Raw genomic sequence first — 23,164 nt, 5'->3', positions numbered from 1 at the left:
CCCTGCCATGAAATACAAGTCGCTGGAGCGCGGAGATATATTGCTCTTATTTGCTTTCCGCACCACGCGAGTGACCCATCGCCACTCACATCATGAGCTGTATATTAGGGGAGACTTATTAAATATCATGCAAACGATATGATGAGCGCGGTCTTTCGGCACTCGACCGGATATTATTAAAATTTGACCTTTTGGGCCCGTGTCTGGCCCTGCTACAGCTTGCCGGCCGGCTATCAAGGCAAATGCGGTTCAGGGGAGTTGTTTGCGCACGGACGCCTGTCGGCGTCAGCGTGGCGGATTCCAGGCGGGGTCAAGATGGAATGTGCGGGTTCCGCTCCCGCCGCGCCCGGCTCCGGAAACCGGGTAGGCCACGCTGACGATGCGCATACCGCCTGCCCCCTGCTGGAGCCCATATATGCCTTCCAGGCCGCGGTCACAGAACGCGGCGCCCGGGACGAAGAGCGCAACGCCAGCGAGCGAGGTCTGCAAGGCGAGTTTCGTGGCATTGCAACGCAACGAAATTTTGTTCTCCACGAGGTGCCTGGTGATGATCACGACCACAAGCAATCCGTAGACGAACGCATTGAAGGCAGCGAACCAGTAGAAGCCGGCGGCGTCCGAGGCGCGGTCTACAAGAAGGACCGGCAGCGAAGCTCCCATTGCAAGCACCACATAGGGAACAATAACGCGGGCAGGCAGCAGGTTTTTCGGGCCACTGCCCTTGGGGGTAACGCGAAAATCGACGAACGACTTGGTCAGATAATCGCGGATCGACGACAGCGTGCCCGCCAGCACCCACGGCCAACGAGCGAAAAATGAGAACAACATTCCCTCCCAACTGATCGTCTTGGCGGTCAGTGGGCGCGACAGCCCGAAGGACTTCAACAGCATCACCAGCACAATCAGCGAAATCGAGTTCGGCGCATAGTATAGAAGGAAGTCAATATACGTCACATTGGCGAAATTCTGACCCGTAAGAAGCGCGTATATCGGCATGATGTACATGAGAAGCGAAAATACGGCGAAAAGCGGATACCAGAGCTGGCGGAACAGGAACTGGAATTTCAGCCGTGGCGATACCTTGGAAAGGTATATGGGCGAGTATTCGAGCATGATCGTCATCAGGCTCCGCGACCACTGGAACTCTTGCGTGACAAGATCGCCAAAGGTTTGCGGGCCGTCGCCATGGGCAATGGCGTCTATGGCATGCACACCGCGCCAACCAGCCGCAATGAACAGCATGGACGTCGAGTGATCTTCGGCCAGTTCCGGGCCAAGGCCGCCGACCTGCTTGAGCGCTGCGGTTCTCACGGCATAGTGCGAGCCGATGCAGAGCGGCGTTCCGTCGCCCGTGTGGCCGGACTGCAAAGGTCCGTGGAACATCCCTTCCGGGAACAGCCGGCCGCGTGCCGACCAGCTTTCAGCGGCATTGTTGTCGCATATGCTCGGCGCCGATACATAGCCAACCGCCGGGTCGGCAAAGGCGACCAGGATTTCCCTGAGATAGGTTGGTGTCGGGACGTGGTCCGCGTCCATCTGAGCGACGAAGTGATAGCGTTCATAACCATAGTGGTCGTAGAAGAAGGCCAGGTTTCCCTCTTTGCAGCGCGTCCGGCGGGGCCACACCTTGCGGTGATAATCTTCCCGCCCGCGCCGCGTCGAAATCATGACGTTATGGGCATCGCACCAGGCAATCGTTTCCTCGGACGGGTCCTCGTCGGCCAGCCAGGTATCATGCGGGCAGTCCTGCGCCAGCATTGCCTCGAGGGTTCGCGCAACCACGGAAAACGGCTCTGACGGAGCCTTGGTCACCACCATCGCGACACGCGAATGCTTCGGGATCGTGTGAAGCCTGGACGGCTTTTTCATCGCATGCACGTTCAAGAGAAAATACATCGGCATGAATGTCAGCCATACGAGCGTCAATGTCGCCAGCATGTATGGGATAACGTGTTCGATGTGCCCGGGCTGCAGCCACCAGAACCAGAAAAATCCGAACGTTACCGACCAGCAGGCAAGTCCTAGCTTCCAGATCCGCTTCTGGGCGGCCGACAGCACGGGCACCAGAAAAGGAGGCTTCTCCGCCGCCTTCCCCGGAGCTGCCCCACGCCCCCGTTTCGGCATGGTCTTACTGCCGATGATCCCCACGTCCGCGGAAACACTCATACACTTTACTGCCGCCACCCGAGCATCAGCCAAACGACGGCCGATGAGCCTAACCCAGCAGCAGAATCCGCTCAGGCATCCTTAGAGTCAACTAAATTAGTTATTCCTTAATTATGGTTCTTCAGAACTGGTTAAGGATAGTCCGGTGGAACAGTTTCCACCGACCAGCACGTGAACGATGAGCCGCAAATTTTTCAGCGCTGGAGAATTCGCCGGGCCAAAGCTGTCCGGCAAGGATCGAACTTTGAGAGCAGCGTTAACCATGTCGCGCGCATATGGTTAAGCAACCGTTAATTGCACTTGACTCTTGGTCGCGACCGGCTCTTAAATTAGCCAGGGATGATATATCGGGATATTGACGCGAATTTGTGAGTATCGCGGCGAACTTTCTCTCGAGCGCCCCCTGTATAGGGCCTTGAGAGATAATTTTTTGGGTGGCTCTGTGTCAGGTTTCGCACATCCGCCAACGGGTCGCTCCGAAATCCCGCAGATTCTGCAAATAGAGCCGATCGGTTTTGGGTAATCGTGTCGATCAAGCATCGATGCGCACGGGCGAAGCCTTAACTTCCGCAAGAGGTTGGGGCCATGGGAGATCGACATGAAACACTCCACAGTAAAAGCACTTGCAATCGCGCTGGCATTGGGCGGAAGCGCCGCGTTCCCCACGGCAGGAGGCGCTGGCTCAGTAGCCGCGACGGACCCCGTCCAGACGAGCAGCGCCGCCTCGGCGTTCGGATCCTACGATCCCTACGGCGACTTCAGCGCCGACAAGAGCGCCAGCATCGAAGAGCTGTTCCTGCCCTGGGAAGACGTCGATCTGTCGACGCTGCCACTCGCCGACGCCTATGCGCTGCAGCGCGGCCGTTCGCTGCTGATCACGGTTGAGCCGTGGACCTGGTCCAAGGACTGGCGCATCACCCCGCCCGAATTGCGCGACGGCATTTTGAGCGGCAAATATGACGCCAACATGCAGGCGATCTGCGACCTGGTGGGACAGATGAAGAGCCCGGTGACCATTCGCTGGGCGCAGGAAATGGAAGACAAGAACGGCCGCTTCACCTGGGCCAACTGGGCTCCCAAGGACTGGATCTCCGCTTACAAGCGCGAAGTCGACATCTGCCGCAAAGCTGCCCCCGCAGCCAAGTACATGTGGTCGCCCAAAGGCGAAGAGGGTTTGGAAAAATACTACCCCGGCGACGACTATGTCGACGTCATCGGCCTGTCGGTGTTCGGTCTGCAGAAAAAAGATGATGACGAGACCGGCCGCGACCGCACCTTCGCTGAGCTGCTGAAGCCCGGCTATGACCGCGTTGCAGTGTTCAACAAGCCGATCATCGTTGCGGAACTCGGCTATGTCGGGAAGCAGGACTATGTCTCGAAATGGCAGGAAGATTCCCGCAAATCCTACGCGGAGTTCCCGGCGCTGACTTCGGTTGTCTACTTCAACCAGAAGGAAGTGTGGCCGTGGCTGGGTGGCTATGGTCTGCCCGACTGGAGGGTGACCCAGCACGTCCTGCCGTAGACGCATCGTGCTGATCGACCCCGACGCGATCGGGATCGACTTCCAATCTCCTTGTTTGATCGTGATCCATCCCGAACCAGCGGTTCGGGATGAGGATTGAGGCGTGGCGTAAATCAGTCTGTGGAGAAGTTTCGTGAAGCGGGTAGTGGGAAATTATCTTGGAGCGGCATTCGCCTGCTCCGTTCTTGTTCTTGCCTTCCAGGCTCCTGCGACAGCCAAGACGGCGATGAAAATCGCCGAGCAGGCTCAAGAGGCCACAGCGGTTCCTGACGAAGGCGTCTACCAGATCTATCAGAACCATTCGTGGCTGTGGGGCAAGAAGGGCGCCGGCTTCTTTGCCGTCAAGCAGAGACAGTTCGAGTCCTGGACCCACGACAAAGGCAAGTCGGGCTATGGCGACGGCATGTGGTTCATTCCCGGCGGCGGCAAGCTGTGCTGGCGTGCGCAATGGCACGGTTCCTGGGGCGTGAAGGGCTCGATGACCTGCTTCGAGCACCGCCAGGCTGGCAAAGTAATCTACCAGCGCAAGGCTCCGGATGGCGACTGGTATGTTTTCAAGAGATTGAAACACGGCGACTACGTCACCCGGAAACAGAACCGGATCAAGGCAAGACTGTAGGATCGTGTCATCCGCCACAAGCGGCTGGTCTACGCCTTGCGCTCCCAGCGGCGATCTGGCGTCTGTTGCCAGTAGGTGACGTCGTGGCCAGCGCTCTTCATCACCTTCCAGTGTCCTCGCGCCGCCTCGAGCTGGGCGGCATCGTGGCCATCGAACAGGAACACCGCGCGCTCGTAGCCGCCAAGGTCAGGCGGCACCGCGCCGTCGACCAGGAACCTTATCTTGGCGTCGTTGGGATTGCCGTCGCCGGTGGTCAACAGAATCGGCTGTTCGCCGGGATGAGCCTCACGATCGGTTGCGTGCGCCAGGAACGAATCGTCGCGGAAGGTCCAAAGATGCTGGTCGAGCGCATCGCGGCGTTCCTCGGTGCCTGTCTGCACCACGGCGCGCCAGCCACGGTCGACGCTGCGCTCCAGGAGGCCTGGCAGCGCATCCTCCAGCGTCGATTCGGTCAGGTGGTAGAACAGAACGTCGGCCATCGCTTCAGCCTATAGTGATCGAACCCGTTCACTGCTCATAGTTATCGCGCACCAGCCGGTCGAGCAGCCTGACGCCGAAACCGGAACCCCACGACTGGTTGATCTCGTTCGACGGCGCCCCCATCGCCGTGCCGGCTATGTCGAGATGAGCCCATGGCGTGTCCTTGACGAAGCGCTGCAGAAACTGCGCCGCGATGGTGGCGCCGCCAAAACGGCCGCCGATGTTCTTCATGTCGGCGTTCTTGGAATCGATCAGCTTGTCGTATTCGGCGCCGAGCGGCATGCGCCACAGCCGTTCCTGAGTCGCCTGCCCCGCCACCGACAATTTTTCGGCCAGTTCGTCATTGTTGGAAAACAGGCCGGCATAATGTTGGCCGAGCGCCACCATGATGGCGCCGGTCAGCGTTGCCAGATTGACCATGAATTTCGGCTGGAAGCGGTCGTTGCAGTACCACAACGCATCGGCCAGCACGAGGCGGCCCTCGGCGTCGGTATTGAGCACCTCGATGGTCTGGCCCGACATCGAAGTGACAATATCACCGGGACGCTGGGCATGACCGTCGACGGCATTTTCGACCAGTCCGATGATACCGACGACATTGGCTTTCGCCTTGCGGGCCGCCAGCGCATGCATCAGGCCGGTAACGGCGGCGGCGCCGCCCATGTCGCCCTTCATATCCTCCATGCCCGAGGCCGGCTTTATGGAATTGCCGCCGGTGTCGAAAGTGACGCCCTTGCCGACGAAGGCGATCGGGCTGTCCTTCGGCTTGCCGCCGTTCCACTGCATGATCGCCATGCGGGCGCCGCGTGGCGAGCCTTGCGCGACACCGAGCAGCGAGCCCATGCCGAGCTTCTTCATTTCCTTCTCAGCCAATATCTCTACCTTGACGCCTAACGCCTCGAGTTCCTTGGCGCGGGCAGCGAACTCGACCGGCCCAAGCACGTTTGCCGGTTCGTTGACGAGGTCGCGCGCCAGAAGGACGCCGTCGATCACCGCCTCGGCATCGGCGAAGGCCTTCTTCGCAGCGGCCGGATCGGCGGTGTGGATGGTCACCTTGACCGGCTTCTTCGGCTCTGCCTTGCCGTCGTCCTTGTCCTTCCTGGTCTTGTACTTGTCGAAGGAATAGCTGCGCAGGAGAATGCCCGCGGCAAGGCTTGCCGCGTCCTTCGCGCTCGGCGAGGCGCCGACCACATCGAGGATCACCGCTACCTCGGTCGCCTTGCGCAGCGACGCGGAAACGGTGCCGCCAAGCTTCAACCACGCATATTCGTCCAGTCCCGACACCTTGCCGGTGCCTATCGCCACCAGTCTGTCGAGCGACGCTCCCTGCGGGGCCAGAACTTCCACCGTGCTGGCGAACTTGCCCGTGAACTCAGCCACGGGAAAAGCCCGCTCCAGTGTCTTGCCGGGATCGCCGGCCTTGGCGACGTCGCTCAGGCCGCCCTCATCCGCCGCGAGCACGAAGACCGTGCCCTTCTTGTTCACCGCGCTCTGGGACCCGGAAAATTTGGCGAAGGCGATCGACGGTCTTTGATTCATCATGTCCTGCTTTCAGGGAATGCGCGACTTTTGGGGAAGCGGTTCGAAACGATGCGCGACATTTGGTCGTTTTCCGGCATTTGGCAAGACTTTGCCGAATTGGCATCCCATATGACCTATGGAATCGATGACGATTCGTCGCGGCACGGCCCCGCTTTTTGCCGCAACTTGTTGTTAACCATCGATGTTCGCCCTTTCTTATCCATTCCCGCCGACACTCCGCCCAGCCGGGGGGCGTGATGTGGGACAGAACCCGGATAGACCATCTGATGAGCCAGTTGTGCAGGCGCTGCCGGACAGCTACCTTGTTCGGCGGCATGATGCCGTTCGAAAAAATCGAGAAAAGCCTTCATGAAGGTCGTTGAACGCTACATCATGCGCCGCGCTTTCGTGGTCTTCATGGCCGCTCTTGTGTGGACGCTGGCGATCGTATGGACGACGCAGGTGCTGGCAAAGATCGATCTGGTCACCGACAGCGGCCAGTCAGCGCTGACCTTCTTCGAAGTCGCCGCCCTCATCCTTCCGTCCATCATCCCGATCGTCGTGCCTTTTGCGCTGGTGGTGGCGGTCGCTCAGACACTCAGCGTCATGAATTCGGATTCCGAACTTGCCGTCGTCAACGCCGCGGGGGCCTCGCGCTGGACGATCGTGCGGCCGATCATGTTGCTGGCGCTCGCCGCAGCCGTTTTTTCCTTTGCCGTCGACAACGGCATCGATCCTTACGCACGGCAGAAGAACCGGGCCCTGGTGGCGTCGTCACGCGCGGATCTGTTGTCGCTGATCATCCAGGAAGGCACCTTCCGCAAGATCGACGACGGGTTGTTCCTGCAGGTCGGCGAGCGCCTTCCCAACAATCGGCTGGGCGGCATTTTCGTCGCCGATTCGCGCGAAGAAGGCGTCAACCTCGTCTACTACGCCAAGACCGGCAGCATCATCGAACGCGGCGGTGAAAAGGTGCTGATGATGAATGACGGCGTCATCCATCGCAAAACGCTGACCGGCGATCTCTCCGTCATCCGCTTCACCTCCTATGCCTTCGACATGTCGGCATTCATGGCGGCGGCTTCAGCGGTGACGCTCCTGCCCAAGGACCAGACGACGCAGTACCTGCTCAACCCGAGCGCCAACGACAAGTATTATCAGCAGAGCCCCTACGAATACCGGGCCGAAGTCAACCAGCGGTTCTCGGAATGGACCTATTCCATGGTTTTCGCGCTGATCGCGCTTGCGGTCGCCGCGGATGCGCGGTCGCACCGCGAGGCGCGCGTCAATCCGCTGATCACCGCGATCACGATATCGCTGTTCGTGCGTTGGCTGGGCTTTTTCGCCGCCAGCAAGGCGGACGAGATCCCGCAATATGCCTATATGGTCTATGGTGTGCCGATCGTGGCTTCCGCGGTGGCGATCTGGTTCATCGTCTCGAACCGGACACTGGAACTGCCCGTGACCTGGGCGGACTGGATGACAAACTTCGCCTCGCGCATCGCTGACAGCTGGAATGCTTTCAAATTGCGTTTGTCCAGGCGCGGCACATCAGGGCAAGGGGTCGGCTGATGGGCTGGACACTGGGCCGCTATTTCTTCTTCCGCTACGTGACGATCACCATCTGGTTCTTCATCGGCCTCCTGGCGCTGGTGTTCCTGATCGATTTCACCGAGCTGTCCGGCCGCACCACCGGCCTGCCCGGCTTCACCTACGGCACGGCGGTAGCCATTTCAGGCCTCCGTATGCCGATGATCATGCTGCAGACGGTGCCGTTCGTCGGTCTCTTCTCGGCGATGGCGACGCTGGTGTCGCTGAACCGGCGCTACGAGCTGGTCATCGCGCGTTCCGCCGGTGTTTCCGCCTGGCAGTTCCTCTTGCCCTGCTGTATCGGAGCCTTGCTGTTCGGCGTCCTGTCGGTTGGCGTCATCAATCCGCTCGCCGCGCACGCATTCTCCTGGTCCGAGCAGATCGAAACCCAGCTGCGTTCCGGCAAATCGAATACGGTCTCGGCCGATGCCGCGCCCTGGATCCGGCAGAAAACCAGTTCGGGGGACACCATCATCGGTGCGCGGGCCATCCTGAACCAGGGCCTGGAAATGGCCGATGTCGTATTCTTCATTCTCGACCCGCAAGGCAACATCGTCGAGCGCAAGGATGCTGCCCGTGCCTTCCTGCGCGACGGCTATTGGGAATTGCAGGACGTCAAGACGTTCCAGAACGGCACGATCCAGGCATCGGCAACCGAACGCGTACCGACCAATCTGAAGCCCGAATTCGTGCAAGAGCGGCTGGCGCGCCCGGAAACCATCCCCTTCTACGACCTGCCCGGAAAGATCGAGGTTGCCCGCTCCTTCGGCCTCAAGGCAAATGCCTTTGCCATGCAGTTTGATTCGCTCGTGGCGTTGCCGTTCCTTCTCGTCGCCATGACGCTGATCGCGGCAACGGTTTCAATGCGATTTGCTAGGATGGGGCAGTCGGCGACGATGATTCTGGGTGGCATCATCGCTGGCTTTCTGCTTTATGTCGTTTCGGTTCTGGTGAAGGCATTCGGCGTGGCGGGATTCGTGCCGACTGTCGTAGCCGCCTGGGTGCCGGTCATGGTGGCTATGTTCTTCGGGGTGACTTTCCTGCTATACAAGGAAGACGGCTAGTGAGGGAGGCGTTTTTGCCCAGCAACAGGCAGGCCGGTTTGGCGCGCCTCTATGCGGCGACCGCCTTGGCGTGCGTGCTTGCCTACGCCGTTCCGGCACCGGCGCTTGCGCAGGACGTCGGCGACATGGCGACATCGGTTCCATCCGGCTCGCAAATGCTGCTGGCCGCCGATACGCTGGTCTATAACAACGACAATCAGACCGTGACCGCCGTTGGCGGCGTGCAGATCGACTATGGTGGCAATCGCCTTGTCGCCCAGCGGGTCGAGTACAACCGCAACACCAAGCGAATGGTCGCAAGCGGTAACGTCGAAGTCATCAACAGCGACGGTACCAAGATCAATTCGCAGCATATCGACATCACCGATGACTTCGCCGACGGCTTCGTCAACGCGCTGCGGGTCGAAACCATCGACAAGGCCTATTTCGCCGCCGAAAGCGCCGAACGCATGGGCGGCGTGCTGACCACCTTCCACAATGGCGTCTACACCGCCTGCGAGCCGTGCGAGGATAAGCCGGACAAAGCGCCGACCTGGCGCGTCAAGGCCAAGAAGATCATCTGGAACGGCGAAAAGAAGACGGTTCGCTTCGAGAATGCGAATTTCGAGTTCTTCGGTTTTCCGCTTGCCTATCTGCCTGCATTCGAAATTGCCGACCCGACGGTGAAGCGCAAGAGCGGCTTCCTGATCCCGAGCATCATCTACAAGAGCGATCTCGGCGTCGGCGTGAAAGTCCCCTATTATCTCGCATTGGCGCCGACCTACGACCTGACCGTCACCGGCACCGGCTATACCAGGCAGGGTTTCCTCGGTGAGGCCGAGTGGCGTCAGCGCTTCAACAATGGCGAGTACAGCTTGAAGATCGCCGGGATACACCAGCAGAATCCCGACGCTTTCCTCGACACCACTGCCTTCCCCTCCAGCTCTGGCCACAACGTCAATTCGGGCAGCGCCGGCGATCCCAACAAATTCCGCGGCATGATGGGTACCCAGGGGCAGTTCGCCATCAACTCACGCTGGAACTTCGGCTGGGACGTGCTGCTGCAGACCGACAAGAATTTCTCGAATACCTACGGCATCGAAAAGTACAATAGCAGCGTCCACCAGTCGTCGGTCTACTTGACGGGTCTCAACGGCCGCAACTATTTCGACGTGCGCGCCATGCATTTCGATGTGCAGGAAGATACACCTGACGACAACGCCTCTGCGCGAAGCGGACAACAGCCCTGGGTGCTGCCGTCGCTCGACTACGCCTATATTCCTGATGCGTCGGTGGCCGGCGGCCAGCTATCGCTCAATGTCAACGCGCGTGTCATCCGCCGCGACGATGTCGATGAGACCTTCGTCGAGCCCTACAATGCCCTCACTCCCACGCAGCGCGTCCGCGGCATCGAAGGCGAATCGGGCCGTCTCACCGCCGAGGCCGAGTGGAAGCGGAGCTTCGTCACCGATGGCGGGCTGGTGCTGACGCCGTTGCTCGCGCTGCAGGGCGACGTCGACTACCTCAACGCGTCGTCGGCTTCGCTGGACGCGATCGACAGAATGGCGACGCATTTGGGCGAGCAGGACGACATGCGCTCGTCATTTGCCCGTTATATGGCAACCGCCGGGCTTGAGATGCGTTGGCCGGTGCTGTTTTCCATGGCCAGCGGGTCCAGCCATGTCATCGAACCGATGGCACAGGTCTTCATGCGTCCGAACGAGCAATATGTCGGCGGCCTCTCAGTGCCCAACGAAGACGCCCAAAGCATGGTCTTCGATGCGACCACCTTGTTCGAACGCGACAAGTTCTCCGGCTACGACCGCGTCGAAGGCGGTTCGCGCGCCAATGTCGGCTTCCGCTATTCCGGCTCCTACAACAATGGCTGGGGCACCAATGCCATTTTCGGCCAATCCTATCAGATTGGCGGCGAGAACTCGTTCGCCGCGCCGGATTTGGTGAATGTCGGCGCAAACTCCGGCCTCGACACGACCAAGTCCGACTATGTCGGCCTGTTCGGCATCAACAGCCCCAACGGCTTCGCGGCCTCGGTCAGCGGCCGTTTCGACGAACAGAGCTTCGAGATTCGCCGCGCCGAGGTGAAGGCCGCCTATTCCGGCCTGCCTGTGTCGCTGAGCGCCAAATACGCCTTCATCCAGGCCCAGCCGCTGTACGGCTTCACCACCGACCGCCACGAGGTCACGCTTGGTGCATCCACGCATCTGGCCGAAAACTGGCGCGTGTTCGGCACAGGAACCTACGACCTGCAGCAAAGCCTGCTGGTCAAGGACGGCGTCGGCTTCGCCTACAACGATTCCTGCTTCACTTATTTGATGACCTACTCGCAGTCGCGCGATCTGAACACCAGGGAGGTGTCGCAGACCATCGGCTTCAATCTGTCGTTCCGCACCCTCGGCGATTTCGGCTCGTCGACCAGTGCCGTCGACACGATCCAGTAACAATCGGCGACATCGTTTCGCCGCATAGGGCTGGCACGGATTTCGCGCACCTGGAAAGATCAAATTGGGCGGGACCGGGATAGAATTGGGATGCCAACGATGAGGAAATACCTCTTTTCAGCAGGTTTCGCGTTGCTCGTGGCGGCGACGTCCGTGTCGATCACCGTAATGGCGCCGCCGGCTTTCGCCAGCGAGATCAAATACGTCGTCAACGACATTCCTGTCACCACCGGCGACATCGCCCATCGCGCCGCTTTCCTGAAGCTGCAGCGCAAGAAGGGCGATGCCGGCCAGGAAATGATCGACCAGACGCTGCGTATGGCCGAGGCCAAGCGGCTTGGTATCCGCATCAGCGACGCCCAGGTCGATGCCGCGTATCAGCGCTTTGCCTCGAGCAACAAGATGCAGCTCAGCCAGCTCGACGGCGTCATGGAGAAGTCGGGCGTCACCAAGAGCCACTTCAAGGAATTCATCCGCGCCCAGATGGCCTGGAACCAGGCCTTGAGCGCGCGCTACCGTTCCGGCGACGGCACCGGCGCCGTCAGCGAACAGGATCTCGTCAGGAAGATGCTCGAAAAAGGCGGCGCCAAACCGAGCGCCACCGAATACATGCTGCAGCAGGTCATCTTCGTGGTGCCGGCGGCTGAACGCAGCGCGACGCTGGGCAAACGCAAGCGAGAGGCCGACGCCATGCGCGCCCGCTTCAACGGCTGCAACACGACGCGCGAATTCGCCAAGGGCCTGATCGACGTCACCGTTCGCGATCTGGGCCGGGTGCTGGCGCCGCAACTGCCGCCGGACTGGGCCGAGCAGATCAAAGCTACCAAAGTCGGCGGTGCCACCGTCACGCGCGAAACCGAACGCGGCGTCGAATTCATCGGCATCTGCTCGTCGCGCGAAGTGTCCGACGACAAAGTTGCCCAGATGGCGTTCCAGGCCGAAGGCTCCGGCGGCGACAAGGATGCCGACGCGCTCAGCAAGAAATATGTCGACGAGCTGAAGGCAAAAGCCCGCATCGTCAAGCGCTGACGTGGGCAACGCAGTGACTGCGCTCGCGTTGAGCGCCGGCGATCCGTCCGGCATTGGGCCGGAGATCGCCATCGCCGCCTTTATGGCGCGCGAGGCTGCCGCCCTGCCCCCCTTCTACCTGCTCGCCGATCCGGCGCTGATCGCCTCCCGGGCGCGCCTGCTCGACCTCTCGCTGCCGATCGCCGAAGCCACCCCGGCACAAGCGGCGCAGGTCTTTGCCCGCGCCTTGCCGATCGTTCCGCTGGCTGCAGGCTGCATCGACAGCCCCGGCCAGCCGGATCCGGCCAATGCGGCCGCCACGATCGAGGCCATCGACCGCGCCGTCGCCGATTGCCTTGCCGGCGAAGCCTCGGCCGTGGTCACCTGCCCCATCGCCAAGAAGCCGCTCTACGATGCCGGCTTTCGCTTTCCCGGCCACACCGAATATCTGGCGCATCTGGCGGCTCGGCACAGCGGCGTCGAGGCGATGCCGGTGATGATGCTGGCAGGACCCGACCTGCGCACCGTTCCCGTCACCATCCACATCGCGCTGGCCGAGGTGCCGAAGGCACTGACCACCGAACTGATCGTCGCCACCGCGCGCATCACCGCTGCCGACCTTGCCGGCCGCTTCGGCATCGCCAGGCCACGGCTGGCGATTGCCGGGCTCAATCCACATGCCGGCGAAGGCGGCGCAATGGGCCTCGAGGACGAGCGGATCGTGCGCCCGGCGGTCGACATCCTGCGCGCCGACGGCATCGACGCTTTCGGCCCTTTGCCGGCCGACACGTTGTTCCATGTCCGGGCGCGGGCTGGTTACGACGCGGCCCTTTGCATGTATCACGACCAGGCGCTTATCCCGGCCAAGGCGCTGGCTTTCGACGAGGCGGTCAATGTCACGCTCGGCCTGCCCTTCATCCGCACCTCGCCCGACCACGGCACGGCCTTCGACATCGCCGGCAAGGGTGTGGCGCGGCCCGACAGCCTGATAGCGGCGCTGAAGCTTGCCCGGCGGCTGGCCGACACGAACACCAAGGCGGTTGCCGCATGAGATCTCGGACATGAGCATCGACGGGCTGCCGCCGCTGCGCGAGGTGATCGAGCGTCATGGGCTGCAGGCGAAGAAGGCGCTCGGCCAGAATTTCCTGCTCGATCTCAACCTCACCGGCAAGATCGCCCGCACCGCCGGCGACTTGTCCGATGCAACCGTCATCGAGGTCGGCCCCGGTCCCGGCGGGCTGACCCGCGCCTTGCTTGCCAACGGAGCGCGCCAGGTGATCGCCATAGAGCGCGACGAACGTTGCCTGGCTGCTCTTGCCGAAGTGTCCGACCACTATCCCGGCCGGCTGGAGGTTGTTTCGGGCGATGCGCTGAAGACGGATTTCACAGGCCTTGCCGGTCGAGCGACTGGCAATGGCGGCCCGGTCAAGATCGTGGCCAACCTGCCCTACAACATCGGCACGGAGCTGCTGGTGCGCTGGCTGACGGTCAGCGACTGGCCGCCTTTCTACACCTCGATGACTCTGATGTTCCAGCGCGAGGTGGCCGAGCGCATCGTCGCTCCCGCCGGCAGCGACAGCTATGGCCGGCTGGGGGTCCTTGCCGGCTGGCGGACGGAGGCGAGGATCGCCTTCGACGTACCGCCACAGGCATTCACGCCGCCGCCAAAGGTCACCTCCTCGGTGGTGCATCTTGTGCCGCGCCCGATGCCCCTGCCCACCGAGGTGAAGAAACTCGGCCGCGTCACAGAAGCCGCCTTCGGCCAACGTCGCAAGATGCTGCGGCAGAGCGTGAAGAGCCTCGGCGGCGAGGCCCTGCTCGAACGCGCCGGCATCGATCCGACACGCCGCGCCGAAACGCTCAGCGTCGAGGAGTTTGTAAGGTTGACAAACGCGGTGTAAGAGGCTGCCGATCTCCCCCCACAAGGGGGAGATTGGCGCTTCACCGCCTCAACCCGTCTTCTCGTCCAACAGTCCCGAGACGAAATCGAACAGGCCTGGCCGGCGGTCGCGTCTCAGCCGCTCGGCGACGACGATGCCGCGCACTTCGGCGAAGGCGCGATCGAGGTCATCATTAACGATGACGAAATCATATTCCTTCCAGTGCTCGATCTCGTTGCGGGCGTTTTTCAACCGCGTTTCGATCACCGCTTCCTGGTCTTCGGCGCGGCGCTTCAGCCGTGCCTTCAACTCCTTCATCGACGGCGGCAGGATGAAGATCGAGACGATGTCCGCGCGCATCTTCTCCTTGAGCTGCTGGGCGCCCTGCCAGTCGATGTCGAACAGCATGTCGCGCCCTTCAGACAGCGCCAGTTCGGCAGGCTCGCGCGGTGTCGCATAGCAATTGCCATGCACCTCGGCCCACTCCAGCAGCGCGTCTGAATCACGAAGCCGCTCGAATTCGCGCATCGTCCGGAAATGATAGTGGACGCCTTCGATCTCGCTGCCGCGGCGCGGCCTGGTGGTGACCGAGACCGACAGTTCGAGGCTGGAATCGCTTTCCAGAAGATTGCGCGCGATCGTCGACTTGCCGGCGCCGGACGGCGACGACAGGACGAGCATCAGGCCCCGGCGGCGAATGCGGGACCCCAAATCCTTGGCAACCATCGGCTACTCCAGATTCTGGATCTGTTCACGAAACTGGTCGACCACCGCCTTCAGGTCCAGCCCGATCGCGGTGATGGCGGCGGCATTCGACTTGGAACACAGCGTATTCGATTCGCGGTTAAATTCCTGTGCCAGAAAATCGAGCTTGCGACCGACCGCGCCGCCGCCCACCAGCAGTGCCCGGCCGGATGCGACATGCGTTTTCAGCCGGTCGATCTCTTCGCGAATATCGGCCTTGGTGGCCAGGAACGCGGCCTCCATGTGCAGTCGGGTGGCATCCAAATTGGCGGAAGCGTCCATCAGCAGCCTGACCTGCTCGGCGATGCGTTCCCGGATCACCGCGGTCTCGCGGGATGGATCCACTTCTGCCCGCAGCGTCAGCGCCTCGATTGTGTCGATATGACCCGACAGCAGCAAAGCCAGCGCGGCCCCTTCGCCCTGCCGTGCCTGTTCAAGCCCGTTCAAGGCCACTTCGAGCGCGGCCATGATCGCGGCATCGAGCGCGGCCCTCGCCTCCTCGGTTTCGACAGTTTCGGGAATGTCGAGCACGCCGCGCAGCGACAGCAGTCCATCCGAGGTCGCCGCAGCAACGCCGAACTGCTCCTGCAGCCGCTTGGCGAGCCCGGCCAGGTCCTTCAGGAAGGCTTCGTTGACGACCGGCTGCGCCTGCGCGCCGACGGCACGGCCGATGGTCAGCGTCGCCTGAAAATTGCCGCGTGCAAAACGTTTCTGAAGTATCTGCCGGACAGCCGGTTCCAACCGCTCGAAGCCTTGCGGCAGCCGCAGCCGTACTTCGACGCTCTTGCCGTTGACGGACTTGACCTCCCAGGCGATCGAAGTGCCTTCGTGCTCGGCGACGGCGCGTGCAAAACCGGTCATGCTCTGCAAATTCATATCGCCCACACGTCCCTGGCACATTGCCCCGAACCGGCTTTCCGGACAGAGCAAGTGCTGCTTGAAAATGACTGCGCCGCAGGCGCGTCGAAATCGGACGCGCGGCGCTCTTGCAAATGTCAGGGCGTCGCCTGTCGGGCAACGCCTTTCTTCATTCTACTGGGCAGCGCCCGCGTCACCGCCGCTGTCGTCGGCACCGTCAGCCGGCCCACTGTCGGCCGGCCCACCGTCCGCCGGCTTGACGGCATTGCTGTCGCCGCCGCCGGTGGTCTTGGCGGCTTTGGCGACGTCATCCGCCTGCTTCTTCTGCAGAGCGCGATAGCGGGCGACATTCTCGTTGTGCTCGTCCAGCGTCGCGGCAAAGACGTGCCCACCGGTGCCGTCGGCGACGAAATAGAGGTCGTCGGTCTTCGATGGGTTGGCCACCGCCTCCAGCGCTGCACGACCCGGATTGGCGATCGGCGTCGGCGGCAAGCCGTTGATCACATAGGTGTTGTAGGGGGTCTGTTTCTGGATATCCGACTGGTAGATCGGCCGGTCCGCCGGCTTTCCCTTGCCGCCGAACAACCCGTAGATGATGGTCGGATCGGATTGCAGGCGCATGCCCTTGGCAAGCCGGTTCAGGAAGACGGCGGCAACCCGTGAACGCTCGTCACCCTTGCCCGTTTCCTTTTCGACAATCGAAGCCAGCGTGACGAACTCTTCGACGTTGGCCAGCGGCAGGTCCGGCGCGCGCCGCTGCCAGACATCGTCAACCAGCTTCTTCTGATCCGCAAGCAGCTTGTCGACCATCTGCTGGCGTGTCGCGCCGCGCGTGAAGCGCAGCGTGTCGGTGGCGAGGCTGCCCTCCGGCGGCGTGGTTGCCGGCATGTCGCCGCTCAAGGCAGTCTCCTCGGCGATACGCTGCAATGCCTGGTCGACCGTCAGTCCTTCAGGGATGGTCAGCGAATACATCACCGACTTGCCGCTCTTCAGAAGCTCCATGATATCGCGCATGGAAGCCCTGGGCTTGATCTCGTACTCGCCGGCTTTCAGCGCCGAATCATTGCCGAAGGCCCGCACGCCAAGGCGGAATACCCGGGCATCGCTGATCAGTCCGCGGCGTTCGAGCTGGTCGGCGATATCCTGGACGCCGGTGTTCGGCTTGACCAGGAAGGTGTCGCCATTAGCCGAGGGTCCGGGCTCGGTGAATTCCTGCTTGCCGAAATAGACCGCGACGCCGGCCGCCAGAACCACCAGCATCACCGAGGAGATGACGAAGTTCATGAACACGACGACCTGGCTGCGTGACGCACGCGAGCGCTTCGGCGGCGGCGTGCCGGCCTCTGGCCGCAACGCCTCGCTGGCCGTTTTCGGCACGATCGGTCCGGATGTTGCCGGCCGTTGCCCGAATTCTCCGTTGCCTGCCGGATTTGTGTTCATTTCGCCCTACCGTTTGATCGCCCAACGAATCCCCAGCGGCAGAGTAGAGGCGAATATGGCAAAATTGGCGGCACGCCAAAGCGTCGCCCGGCAGCCGGACGATCAGCCATTGTAGCGCTGGAAGACCAGCGACGCATTGGTCCCGCCAAAGCCGAACGAATTGGACAACGCCACGTCGATCTGGCGGGCGCGCGGCTTGTTCGGCACTAGGTCGATCGCGGTTTCGCGTTCGGGGTTGTCGAGGTTGATGGTCGGCGGCGCGACATTGTCCCTGATGGCAAGGATCGAGAAGATCGCTTCGGCGGCACCGGCCGCCCCAAGCAGATGGCCGATCGACGACTTGGTGGACGACATCGAGATCTTCGATGCGGCATTGCCGACAAGCCGCTCGACAGCGCCGAGCTCGATCGTGTCGGCCATGGTCGAGGTGCCGTGCGCGTTGATGTAGTCGACGTCGGCAGGCGTAAGCTTGGCCCGGTTGAGTGCCGCCGTCATGCAACGGAAGGCACCATCGCCATCCTCGGCGGGCGCCGTGATGTGATGCGCGTCGCCGGTGAGACCATAACCCGTCACCTCGGCATAGATCTTGGCGCCGCGCGCTTTGGCATGTTCGAGCTCCTCGAGCACGACAACGCCGGCGCCCTCGCCCATGACGAAGCCGTCGCGGTCGCGATCATAGGGGCGCGACGCCGTTTGCGGCGAATCATTGCGTTCCGTCGACAGTGCCCGGCATGCGGCGAACCCGGCGATCGACAGCCGCGTCACCGGCGCTTCGGCGCCACCGGCGACCATCACGTCGGCATCGCCCCACATGATCAGCCGGGCAGCATCGCCAATGGCGTGCGCGCCGGTCGAACAGGCCGTGACGACCGCATGGTTCGGGCCTTTCAGCCCGTGCCGGATCGAAACCTGCCCGGAGACGAGATTGATGATCTGGCCCGGGATGAAGAAGGGGCTGATGCGGCGCGGGCCGCGCTCCTTGAGGATCATCGCGTTCTCGGCGATGCCCTCGATGCCGCCGATGCCGGAGCCGATCAGGACGCCGGTGGCGCATTGCTCTTCATGCGTCTTGGGTTCCCAGCCGGAATCCTTCAGCGCCTCGTCGGCGGCGGCAATCCCGTACAGGATGAAGTCGCCGATCTTGCGCAATTCCTTCGGCTCGAGCACGGCCTCGGGATTGAAGGTGGCATTGCTGCCGTCACCACGCGGAATGACGTGGGCGATCTTGCAAGCAAGGTCCTCCACCTCGAACTCGGTGATGCGCTTGGCAGCGCTGCGGCCGGTCAGAAGCTCCTTCCAGCTGTGCTCGAAGCCCATGCCGAACGGCGACAGCAAGCCAAGGCCCGTGACGACGACACGCCTCATCGCAGGTCCTCCCCGGTGATGACTGCAGAAAGCGTCAGGCCGAAGCCTTGTCGATGTACTTCACGGCATCGCCGACGGTCAGGATGGTCTCGGCCGCGTCGTCGGGGATCTCCACGCCGAATTCTTCTTCGAACGCCATGACGAGTTCGACCGTGTCGAGGCTGTCGGCGCCCAGATCATCGATGAAGCTCGCCTGCTCCGTCACTTTGTCGGCATCGACGCCAAGGTGCTCGATGACGATCTTCTTGACGCGCTCTGCGGTGTCACTCATTTGGGCATCCTCGTCTTTTGTTTGTCTGTCTTCGTTAGCGGGCAGAATGCCGCTAATCAAGCTGAAAGATGGTCCTGCCGGAAACGCAACGACTACGGACCGATTTTTGCCCGAACCGCCGGGTTGCGGGCCGCATTACACGAAAAATAGCTGAGGTCCAAGCCGAAATGGTCTCTTTACACAACCCGCCGGCGTTGCTGCAGAACCTCGTTCAAATCATAGCCATGCCGCCATTTACGTGGATGGTCTGGCCGGTGACGTAGGCGGCTTCGTTGGAGGCGAGATAAGCGACGGCGGACGCGACTTCGACGCTGGTGCCCATGCGCCGCGTCGGGATCGCCGCCATGATCGCCTCTTTCTGCTTGTCGTTGAGCTTGTCGGTCATTGCCGATTCGATGAAGCCTGGTGCAACACAGTTAACTGTGATGTTGCGGGTGGCGATCTCCTGCGCCAGCGACTTGGAGAAGCCGATCATGCCGGCCTTGGAGGCGCAGTAATTGGTCTGGCCGGGATTGCCGGTCACGCCGACCACCGAGGTGATGTTGATGATACGGCCATGGCGGCGGCGCATCATCGGATGGGTGAGTTCGCGGGTGAGCCGGAAAACGGCGGTCAGATTGACCTCGATCACGCTGTCCCAATCGGCATCCGACATGCGCACGAACAGCCCGTCCTTGGTGATGCCGGCGTTGTTGACCAGGATGTCGACGCCTTCGAGATCGGCCTCGGCTTTCTGGCCGAGCGCCTTGACCTCGTCACGGTTGGACAAATTGGCCGGGAACAGCTTGACCCGGTCGCCAAGCTCGCTAGCCAGCGCCTCCAGTTTCTCGACGCGGGTGCCATGCAGGCCGACGATCGCGCCTTGCGCATGCAGCATCCGGGCGATCGCCTCGCCGATGCCTCCCGATGCGCCGGTGACGAGCGCCTTGCGGCCAGTCAATTCGAACATTTTTGTCTCCTGATTGAGAAGAGAACACCCCTTTTGCAGGGAATGGGATCAAATGGGGCTTTATGCAAGCGCTGCTAGCGTCGCCTCGACCTCAGCCGCCGAGCCGACCGACGCAGTGGCGATGTCGCGGTTGATGCGCCGCGCCAATCCCGAAAGCACCTTGCCGGCGCCAATCTCGTAAAGCGTGGTGACGCCATTTGCGCCGAACCACTCCACGGTCTCGCGCCAACGTACGCGGCCGGTTATCTGCTCGACCAGGCGGCGGGCGATCTCGTCCGGATCGCTGGTCGGGCTGACCGTGACATTGGAGAGGACGGGAACGACCGGCGCATTCTTTGTCACACCGGCGAGTGCGTCGCGCATGACGTTCGCGGCCGGCGCCATCAGCGCCGAATGGAAGGGCGCGGACACCTGCAGCATCAGTGCGCGCTTGGCGCCTTTCTCAGTGCACAATTTCGCCGCCAGTTCGACCGCGGCCCTGGCGCCGGAAATGACCAGTTGGCCGCCGCCATTGTCGTTGGCGATCTGGCAGACGGAGCCTTTGGCAGCCTCGGCGCAGGCTGCTTCGACATCGGCCTGTTCCAATCCGATGATCGCCGCCATGGCGCCCTCGCCGGCCGGCACCGCCGCCTGCATGGCATTGCCGCGGATGCGCAGCAATCTGGCGGCATCGGCAACCGAAACGAAGCCGGCAGCCGCCAACGCGGAATATTCGCCCAGCGAATGACCGGCGACATAGGCGATCTTGCCTTTCAGCGAGAAGCCGCGCGATTCCAGCGCCCGGATCGCGGCCAGCGACACCGCCATCAGCGCCGGCTGCGCGTTGGCGGTCAGCATCAACGTCTCTTCCGGCCCTTCCCAGATCAGCTTCGACAGGTTTTCGCCGAGCGCGTCGTCGACTTCCTGGAAAATTCTGCGCGCCTCGGGAAAGGCGTCGGCGAGATCCTTGCCCATGCCGACTGCCTGGCTGCCTTGTCCAGGAAAGGTGAATGCAACGGCCATGCGCGGGCTCCCAAGGGCTGGTTTTGCTTGCCTGATAGACGAGTTTTTCTTGCCTGTGACGCAAGGCAGGCCGCCAAGTCAAGCCCGGTTCGACCCTGCTCGACGGCAGCTTCATCCGCCGAGTGCCTGTTCCGAAAGGCTTTTTGGCGATCACTCCTGATGAAAACCGCTCACGATTCGTTTGCTGGCTCTTCTTATTTTGGCCACAGGCGCTAGCTTTGCGTGACAATTCCATGACAATCGAGTGACGTGCTTGTCGCTGGGTGGGGAAGTTAAAGTGGCAAAGAGTTACAAACGCGCCGGCAAGGCCGCGCCACAGTTCCTGGAAGACGACCCCTCCACCGGCTATCTGCCGGGCAGGAGATGGCCGGTCATGCGCTATGGGCTGATCAGCCTGGCGATCGCCGCCGTCCTGGTGTTTGCCATCGAACTGATCGTGCGCGGCGACTTTGCCGGCACGGTCTCCTTCTTCCTGCAGCCGCTCAAGCCGGGCTGGACCACCATCGTCGTGTTCGCGCTGATCCTGATCGGCCTCGATGCGGTGCTGGGCCGCAGCCATCAGAGCCTGATGATCGTCGCGCCGCTGACGCTATCGCTTGCCTTCGTCGGCCACCAGAAGTCGCATTATCTCGGCGATCCGCTCTATCCGACCGATTTCCTCTATGCCCGCCAGATCTTCGCGCTGTTGCCGCTTTTGGTGCGCGACCGGCCGATGACCGCGCTCGCCATGGTCGTCGGCATCGTCGCCGGCCTGTCGCTGCTCGTCTATGGCTGGCGGATGTGGCGCCGCAAGGTTCCCGCACTCAGCCGCAAGGGACGCCTTGCGCGGCTGACGCTGGCAGTGCCGCTGCTCGCCTTCTTCGTTTCGATCATGGACTATGCCACGTTCTCCTGGACCAGGGACCGGTTGCAGATCATCCCGATCATGTGGGACCAGAAGGAAAACTATGCCTCCAACGGTTTTGCGCTGGCCTTTGCGCTCAATGTGCCGATGGCGCATGTCTCTGCGCCGCCGGGCTATTCCGACAAGGCGATCGCGGCGATCGCCAGGCCCGATGTGACCGCCTCGGTGCCGGCCGAGAAGCCTGACATCATCATCGTCATGAGCGAGTCCTTCTGGGACCCGACCAAGCTGCCCGGCGTCACCATCACGCCCGATCCGATCCCCAATGTGCGGGCGCTGCGCTCCGGCTCGATGTTCTCGCCGGAGTTCGGCGGCATGACCGCCAATATCGAGTTCGAGGCGCTGACCGGCTTCTCCAACGCGTTCCTGCCGGCCGGCAGCATCCCCTACCAGCAATATGTGCGCACGCCGACGCCGTCGCTGGCAACCTTCCTCAAGAGCCAGGGTTATCGGGCGCGCGCCATCCATCCGGGCACCAACTGGTTCTGGAACCGTGGCGCGGTCTACGCCGATTTCGGCTTCAACGATTTCAAGTCGGAAGAGACGCTGCCGCCAATGCAAAAGCGCGGGCCACTGGCATCGGATGCCGCGATGACCGACGAGATCATCAGCGAGGCCGACGCCAGCGAAGAGCCGGTGTTCTTCTTTGCGGTCAGCCTGCAAAACCACGGTCCCTACGAACCGAACCGCTATTACAGTCCCACGCACAGGGTGCAGGCGCCGATCAGCCAGTGGGCGCGCGAATCGCTGCTCAGCTACGCCGAAGGCTCAGCCGATGCCGATCGCGGTCTCGAACGCCTCGTCGAATGGGCAAAGACACGCTCCCGCCCAACCGTGATCGCCTTCTTCGGCGACCATCTGCCGCCGCTCGGGCCGGTCTATGTCGAAACCGGCTTCCTGAAGGACAATGTCGCGCCGCGCAAGGAAGCGTCGCCCGAGGCTGCCCTCGAGCATCATGAGACGCCGCTGGTCATCTGGTCGAACCGCACCGGGCCGGCTGAGCACATGGGCGCTGTCAGCCCGGCCTTCCTGCCCTATCATATACTGAAAACGGCCGGCATCAGCCATCCCTACTACACCGGCTTCCTGGGCGAGATGAGCGAACACTACCGTGTCGTCGACCGCAATTTGCTGCTGACGCCGGCTGGCGAGGCCACGCCCGATTGGGCGCGGCAGAAGGAGATCGATCCGGCGATCCGCGATTTCCGCCTGCTGCAGTACGATATGATGTTCGGCAAACGCCACGCAGCGCCCGACTTCTTCCCCGAAACGGTCGACAAGATTGTCGCCGCCCATACGAGTTGAGGCCAGCGATTTCCTCAGAGCCTGCTGGTCCGTCTCGG

19 protein-coding genes are annotated in these 23,164 nt (G+C 62.1%); 9 read left to right on the top strand and 10 right to left on the bottom strand.

Features of this window, described 5'->3' with window-relative positions:
• Positions 1-285: 285 nt before the first annotated feature.
• Positions 286-2,166 carry a cellulose synthase catalytic subunit gene (locus M729_RS0120820; protein WP_027162711.1) on the bottom strand — a complete coding sequence of 627 codons (1,881 nt, stop codon included), beginning with the start codon at positions 2,164-2,166 and terminating at the stop codon, positions 286-288.
• A 598-nt stretch (positions 2,167-2,764) separates the two neighbouring features.
• Here M729_RS0120820 and M729_RS0120815 point away from each other — a divergent pair.
• Positions 2,765-3,688 carry a glycoside hydrolase family 26 protein gene (locus tag M729_RS0120815; RefSeq protein WP_013532502.1) on the top strand — a complete coding sequence of 308 codons (924 nt, stop codon included), beginning with the start codon at positions 2,765-2,767 and terminating at the stop codon, positions 3,686-3,688.
• A gap of 133 nt (positions 3,689-3,821) precedes the next feature.
• Positions 3,822-4,307 (top strand): DUF995 domain-containing protein, encoded by a 486-nt coding sequence (locus M729_RS0120810; RefSeq protein ID WP_013532503.1) that lies wholly within the window; start codon positions 3,822-3,824, stop codon positions 4,305-4,307.
• Positions 4,308-4,336: 29 nt separating this feature from the next.
• Here M729_RS0120810 and M729_RS0120805 read toward each other — a convergent pair whose 3' ends face one another.
• Together M729_RS0120805 and M729_RS0120800 are read right to left on the bottom strand one after the other, a co-directional pair.
• On the bottom strand, positions 4,337-4,786 hold the full coding sequence (locus tag M729_RS0120805) for a DNA polymerase III subunit chi (RefSeq protein ID WP_013532504.1): 450 nt from the start codon (positions 4,784-4,786) through the stop codon (positions 4,337-4,339).
• 28 nt (positions 4,787-4,814) lie between these two features.
• Positions 4,815-6,326, bottom strand: coding sequence for a leucyl aminopeptidase (locus M729_RS0120800; protein ID WP_027162710.1), 1,512 nt, complete (start codon positions 6,324-6,326; stop codon positions 4,815-4,817).
• A gap of 351 nt (positions 6,327-6,677) precedes the next feature.
• Here M729_RS0120800 and lptF point away from each other — a divergent pair, with 351 nt between their 5' ends.
• From lptF to rsmA, 6 genes are all read left to right on the top strand, one after another.
• Positions 6,678-7,880 (top strand): LPS export ABC transporter permease LptF, encoded by a 1,203-nt coding sequence (gene lptF, locus M729_RS0120795; RefSeq protein ID WP_027162709.1) that lies wholly within the window; start codon positions 6,678-6,680, stop codon positions 7,878-7,880.
• A complete protein-coding gene (gene lptG / locus M729_RS0120790) occupies positions 7,877-8,962 on the top strand; it encodes an LPS export ABC transporter permease LptG (RefSeq protein ID WP_027162708.1) in 1,086 nt (361 codons plus the stop codon). Before lptF ends, lptG begins: the two co-directional genes overlap by 4 nt.
• Positions 8,962-11,400 (top strand): LPS-assembly protein LptD, encoded by a 2,439-nt coding sequence (locus M729_RS0120785; protein WP_027162707.1) that lies wholly within the window; start codon positions 8,962-8,964, stop codon positions 11,398-11,400. The genes lptG and M729_RS0120785 overlap by 1 nt, the downstream gene beginning before the upstream one ends.
• Positions 11,401-11,490: 90 nt before the next feature.
• The gene (locus M729_RS0120780) at positions 11,491-12,429 is read left to right on the top strand and encodes a peptidylprolyl isomerase (protein ID WP_024504313.1); all 939 of its coding nucleotides are present in this window, start codon (positions 11,491-11,493) and stop codon (positions 12,427-12,429) included.
• 1 nt (position 12,430) lies between these two features.
• A complete protein-coding gene (pdxA, locus tag M729_RS0120775) occupies positions 12,431-13,459 on the top strand; it encodes a 4-hydroxythreonine-4-phosphate dehydrogenase PdxA (RefSeq protein ID WP_027162706.1) in 1,029 nt (342 codons plus the stop codon).
• A gap of 10 nt (positions 13,460-13,469) precedes the next feature.
• Positions 13,470-14,309, top strand: a complete 840-nt coding sequence (rsmA, locus tag M729_RS0120770) for a 16S rRNA (adenine(1518)-N(6)/adenine(1519)-N(6))-dimethyltransferase RsmA (RefSeq protein WP_027162705.1) — start codon at positions 13,470-13,472, stop codon at positions 14,307-14,309.
• A 48-nt stretch (positions 14,310-14,357) separates the two neighbouring features.
• Here rsmA and gmk read toward each other — a convergent pair whose 3' ends face one another.
• The 7 genes from gmk to fabD all read right to left on the bottom strand — a co-directional run bounded on the left by gmk (position 14,358) and on the right by fabD (position 20,917).
• Positions 14,358-15,014 (bottom strand): guanylate kinase, encoded by a 657-nt coding sequence (gene gmk / locus M729_RS0120765; RefSeq protein WP_013532512.1) that lies wholly within the window; start codon positions 15,012-15,014, stop codon positions 14,358-14,360.
• Positions 15,015-15,017: 3 nt separating this feature from the next.
• Positions 15,018-15,908 (bottom strand): YicC/YloC family endoribonuclease, encoded by an 891-nt coding sequence (locus tag M729_RS0120760; protein WP_013532513.1) that lies wholly within the window; start codon positions 15,906-15,908, stop codon positions 15,018-15,020.
• A gap of 156 nt (positions 15,909-16,064) precedes the next feature.
• Entirely contained in the window at positions 16,065-17,330 is a 1,266-nt protein-coding gene (mltG, locus tag M729_RS0120755) for an endolytic transglycosylase MltG (protein ID WP_027162704.1), read from the bottom strand.
• Positions 17,331-17,432: 102 nt separating this feature from the next.
• Positions 17,433-18,695 (bottom strand): beta-ketoacyl-ACP synthase II, encoded by a 1,263-nt coding sequence (gene fabF, locus M729_RS0120750; protein ID WP_013532515.1) that lies wholly within the window; start codon positions 18,693-18,695, stop codon positions 17,433-17,435.
• A 34-nt stretch (positions 18,696-18,729) separates the two neighbouring features.
• Complete coding sequence (locus M729_RS0120745) at positions 18,730-18,966, bottom strand: acyl carrier protein (protein WP_006203723.1); 237 nt, start codon at positions 18,964-18,966, stop codon at positions 18,730-18,732.
• 211 nt (positions 18,967-19,177) lie between these two features.
• Positions 19,178-19,915, bottom strand: a complete 738-nt coding sequence (gene fabG / locus M729_RS0120740) for a 3-oxoacyl-[acyl-carrier-protein] reductase (RefSeq protein WP_013532516.1) — start codon at positions 19,913-19,915, stop codon at positions 19,178-19,180.
• A gap of 60 nt (positions 19,916-19,975) precedes the next feature.
• Complete coding sequence (fabD, locus tag M729_RS0120735) at positions 19,976-20,917, bottom strand: ACP S-malonyltransferase (protein ID WP_027162703.1); 942 nt, start codon at positions 20,915-20,917, stop codon at positions 19,976-19,978.
• A 244-nt stretch (positions 20,918-21,161) separates the two neighbouring features.
• Between fabD and M729_RS0120730 the strand changes: the two genes are divergently transcribed.
• The gene (locus M729_RS0120730) at positions 21,162-23,126 is read left to right on the top strand and encodes an LTA synthase family protein (protein WP_027162702.1); all 1,965 of its coding nucleotides are present in this window, start codon (positions 21,162-21,164) and stop codon (positions 23,124-23,126) included.
• Positions 23,127-23,164 lie beyond the last annotated feature (38 nt).

It is taken from the genome of Mesorhizobium sp. WSM1293, from assembly GCF_000513875.1.
Taxonomy (GTDB): domain Bacteria; phylum Pseudomonadota; class Alphaproteobacteria; order Rhizobiales; family Rhizobiaceae; genus Mesorhizobium; species Mesorhizobium ciceri.
This window is presented reverse-complemented; position numbering and strand designations above follow the sequence as displayed.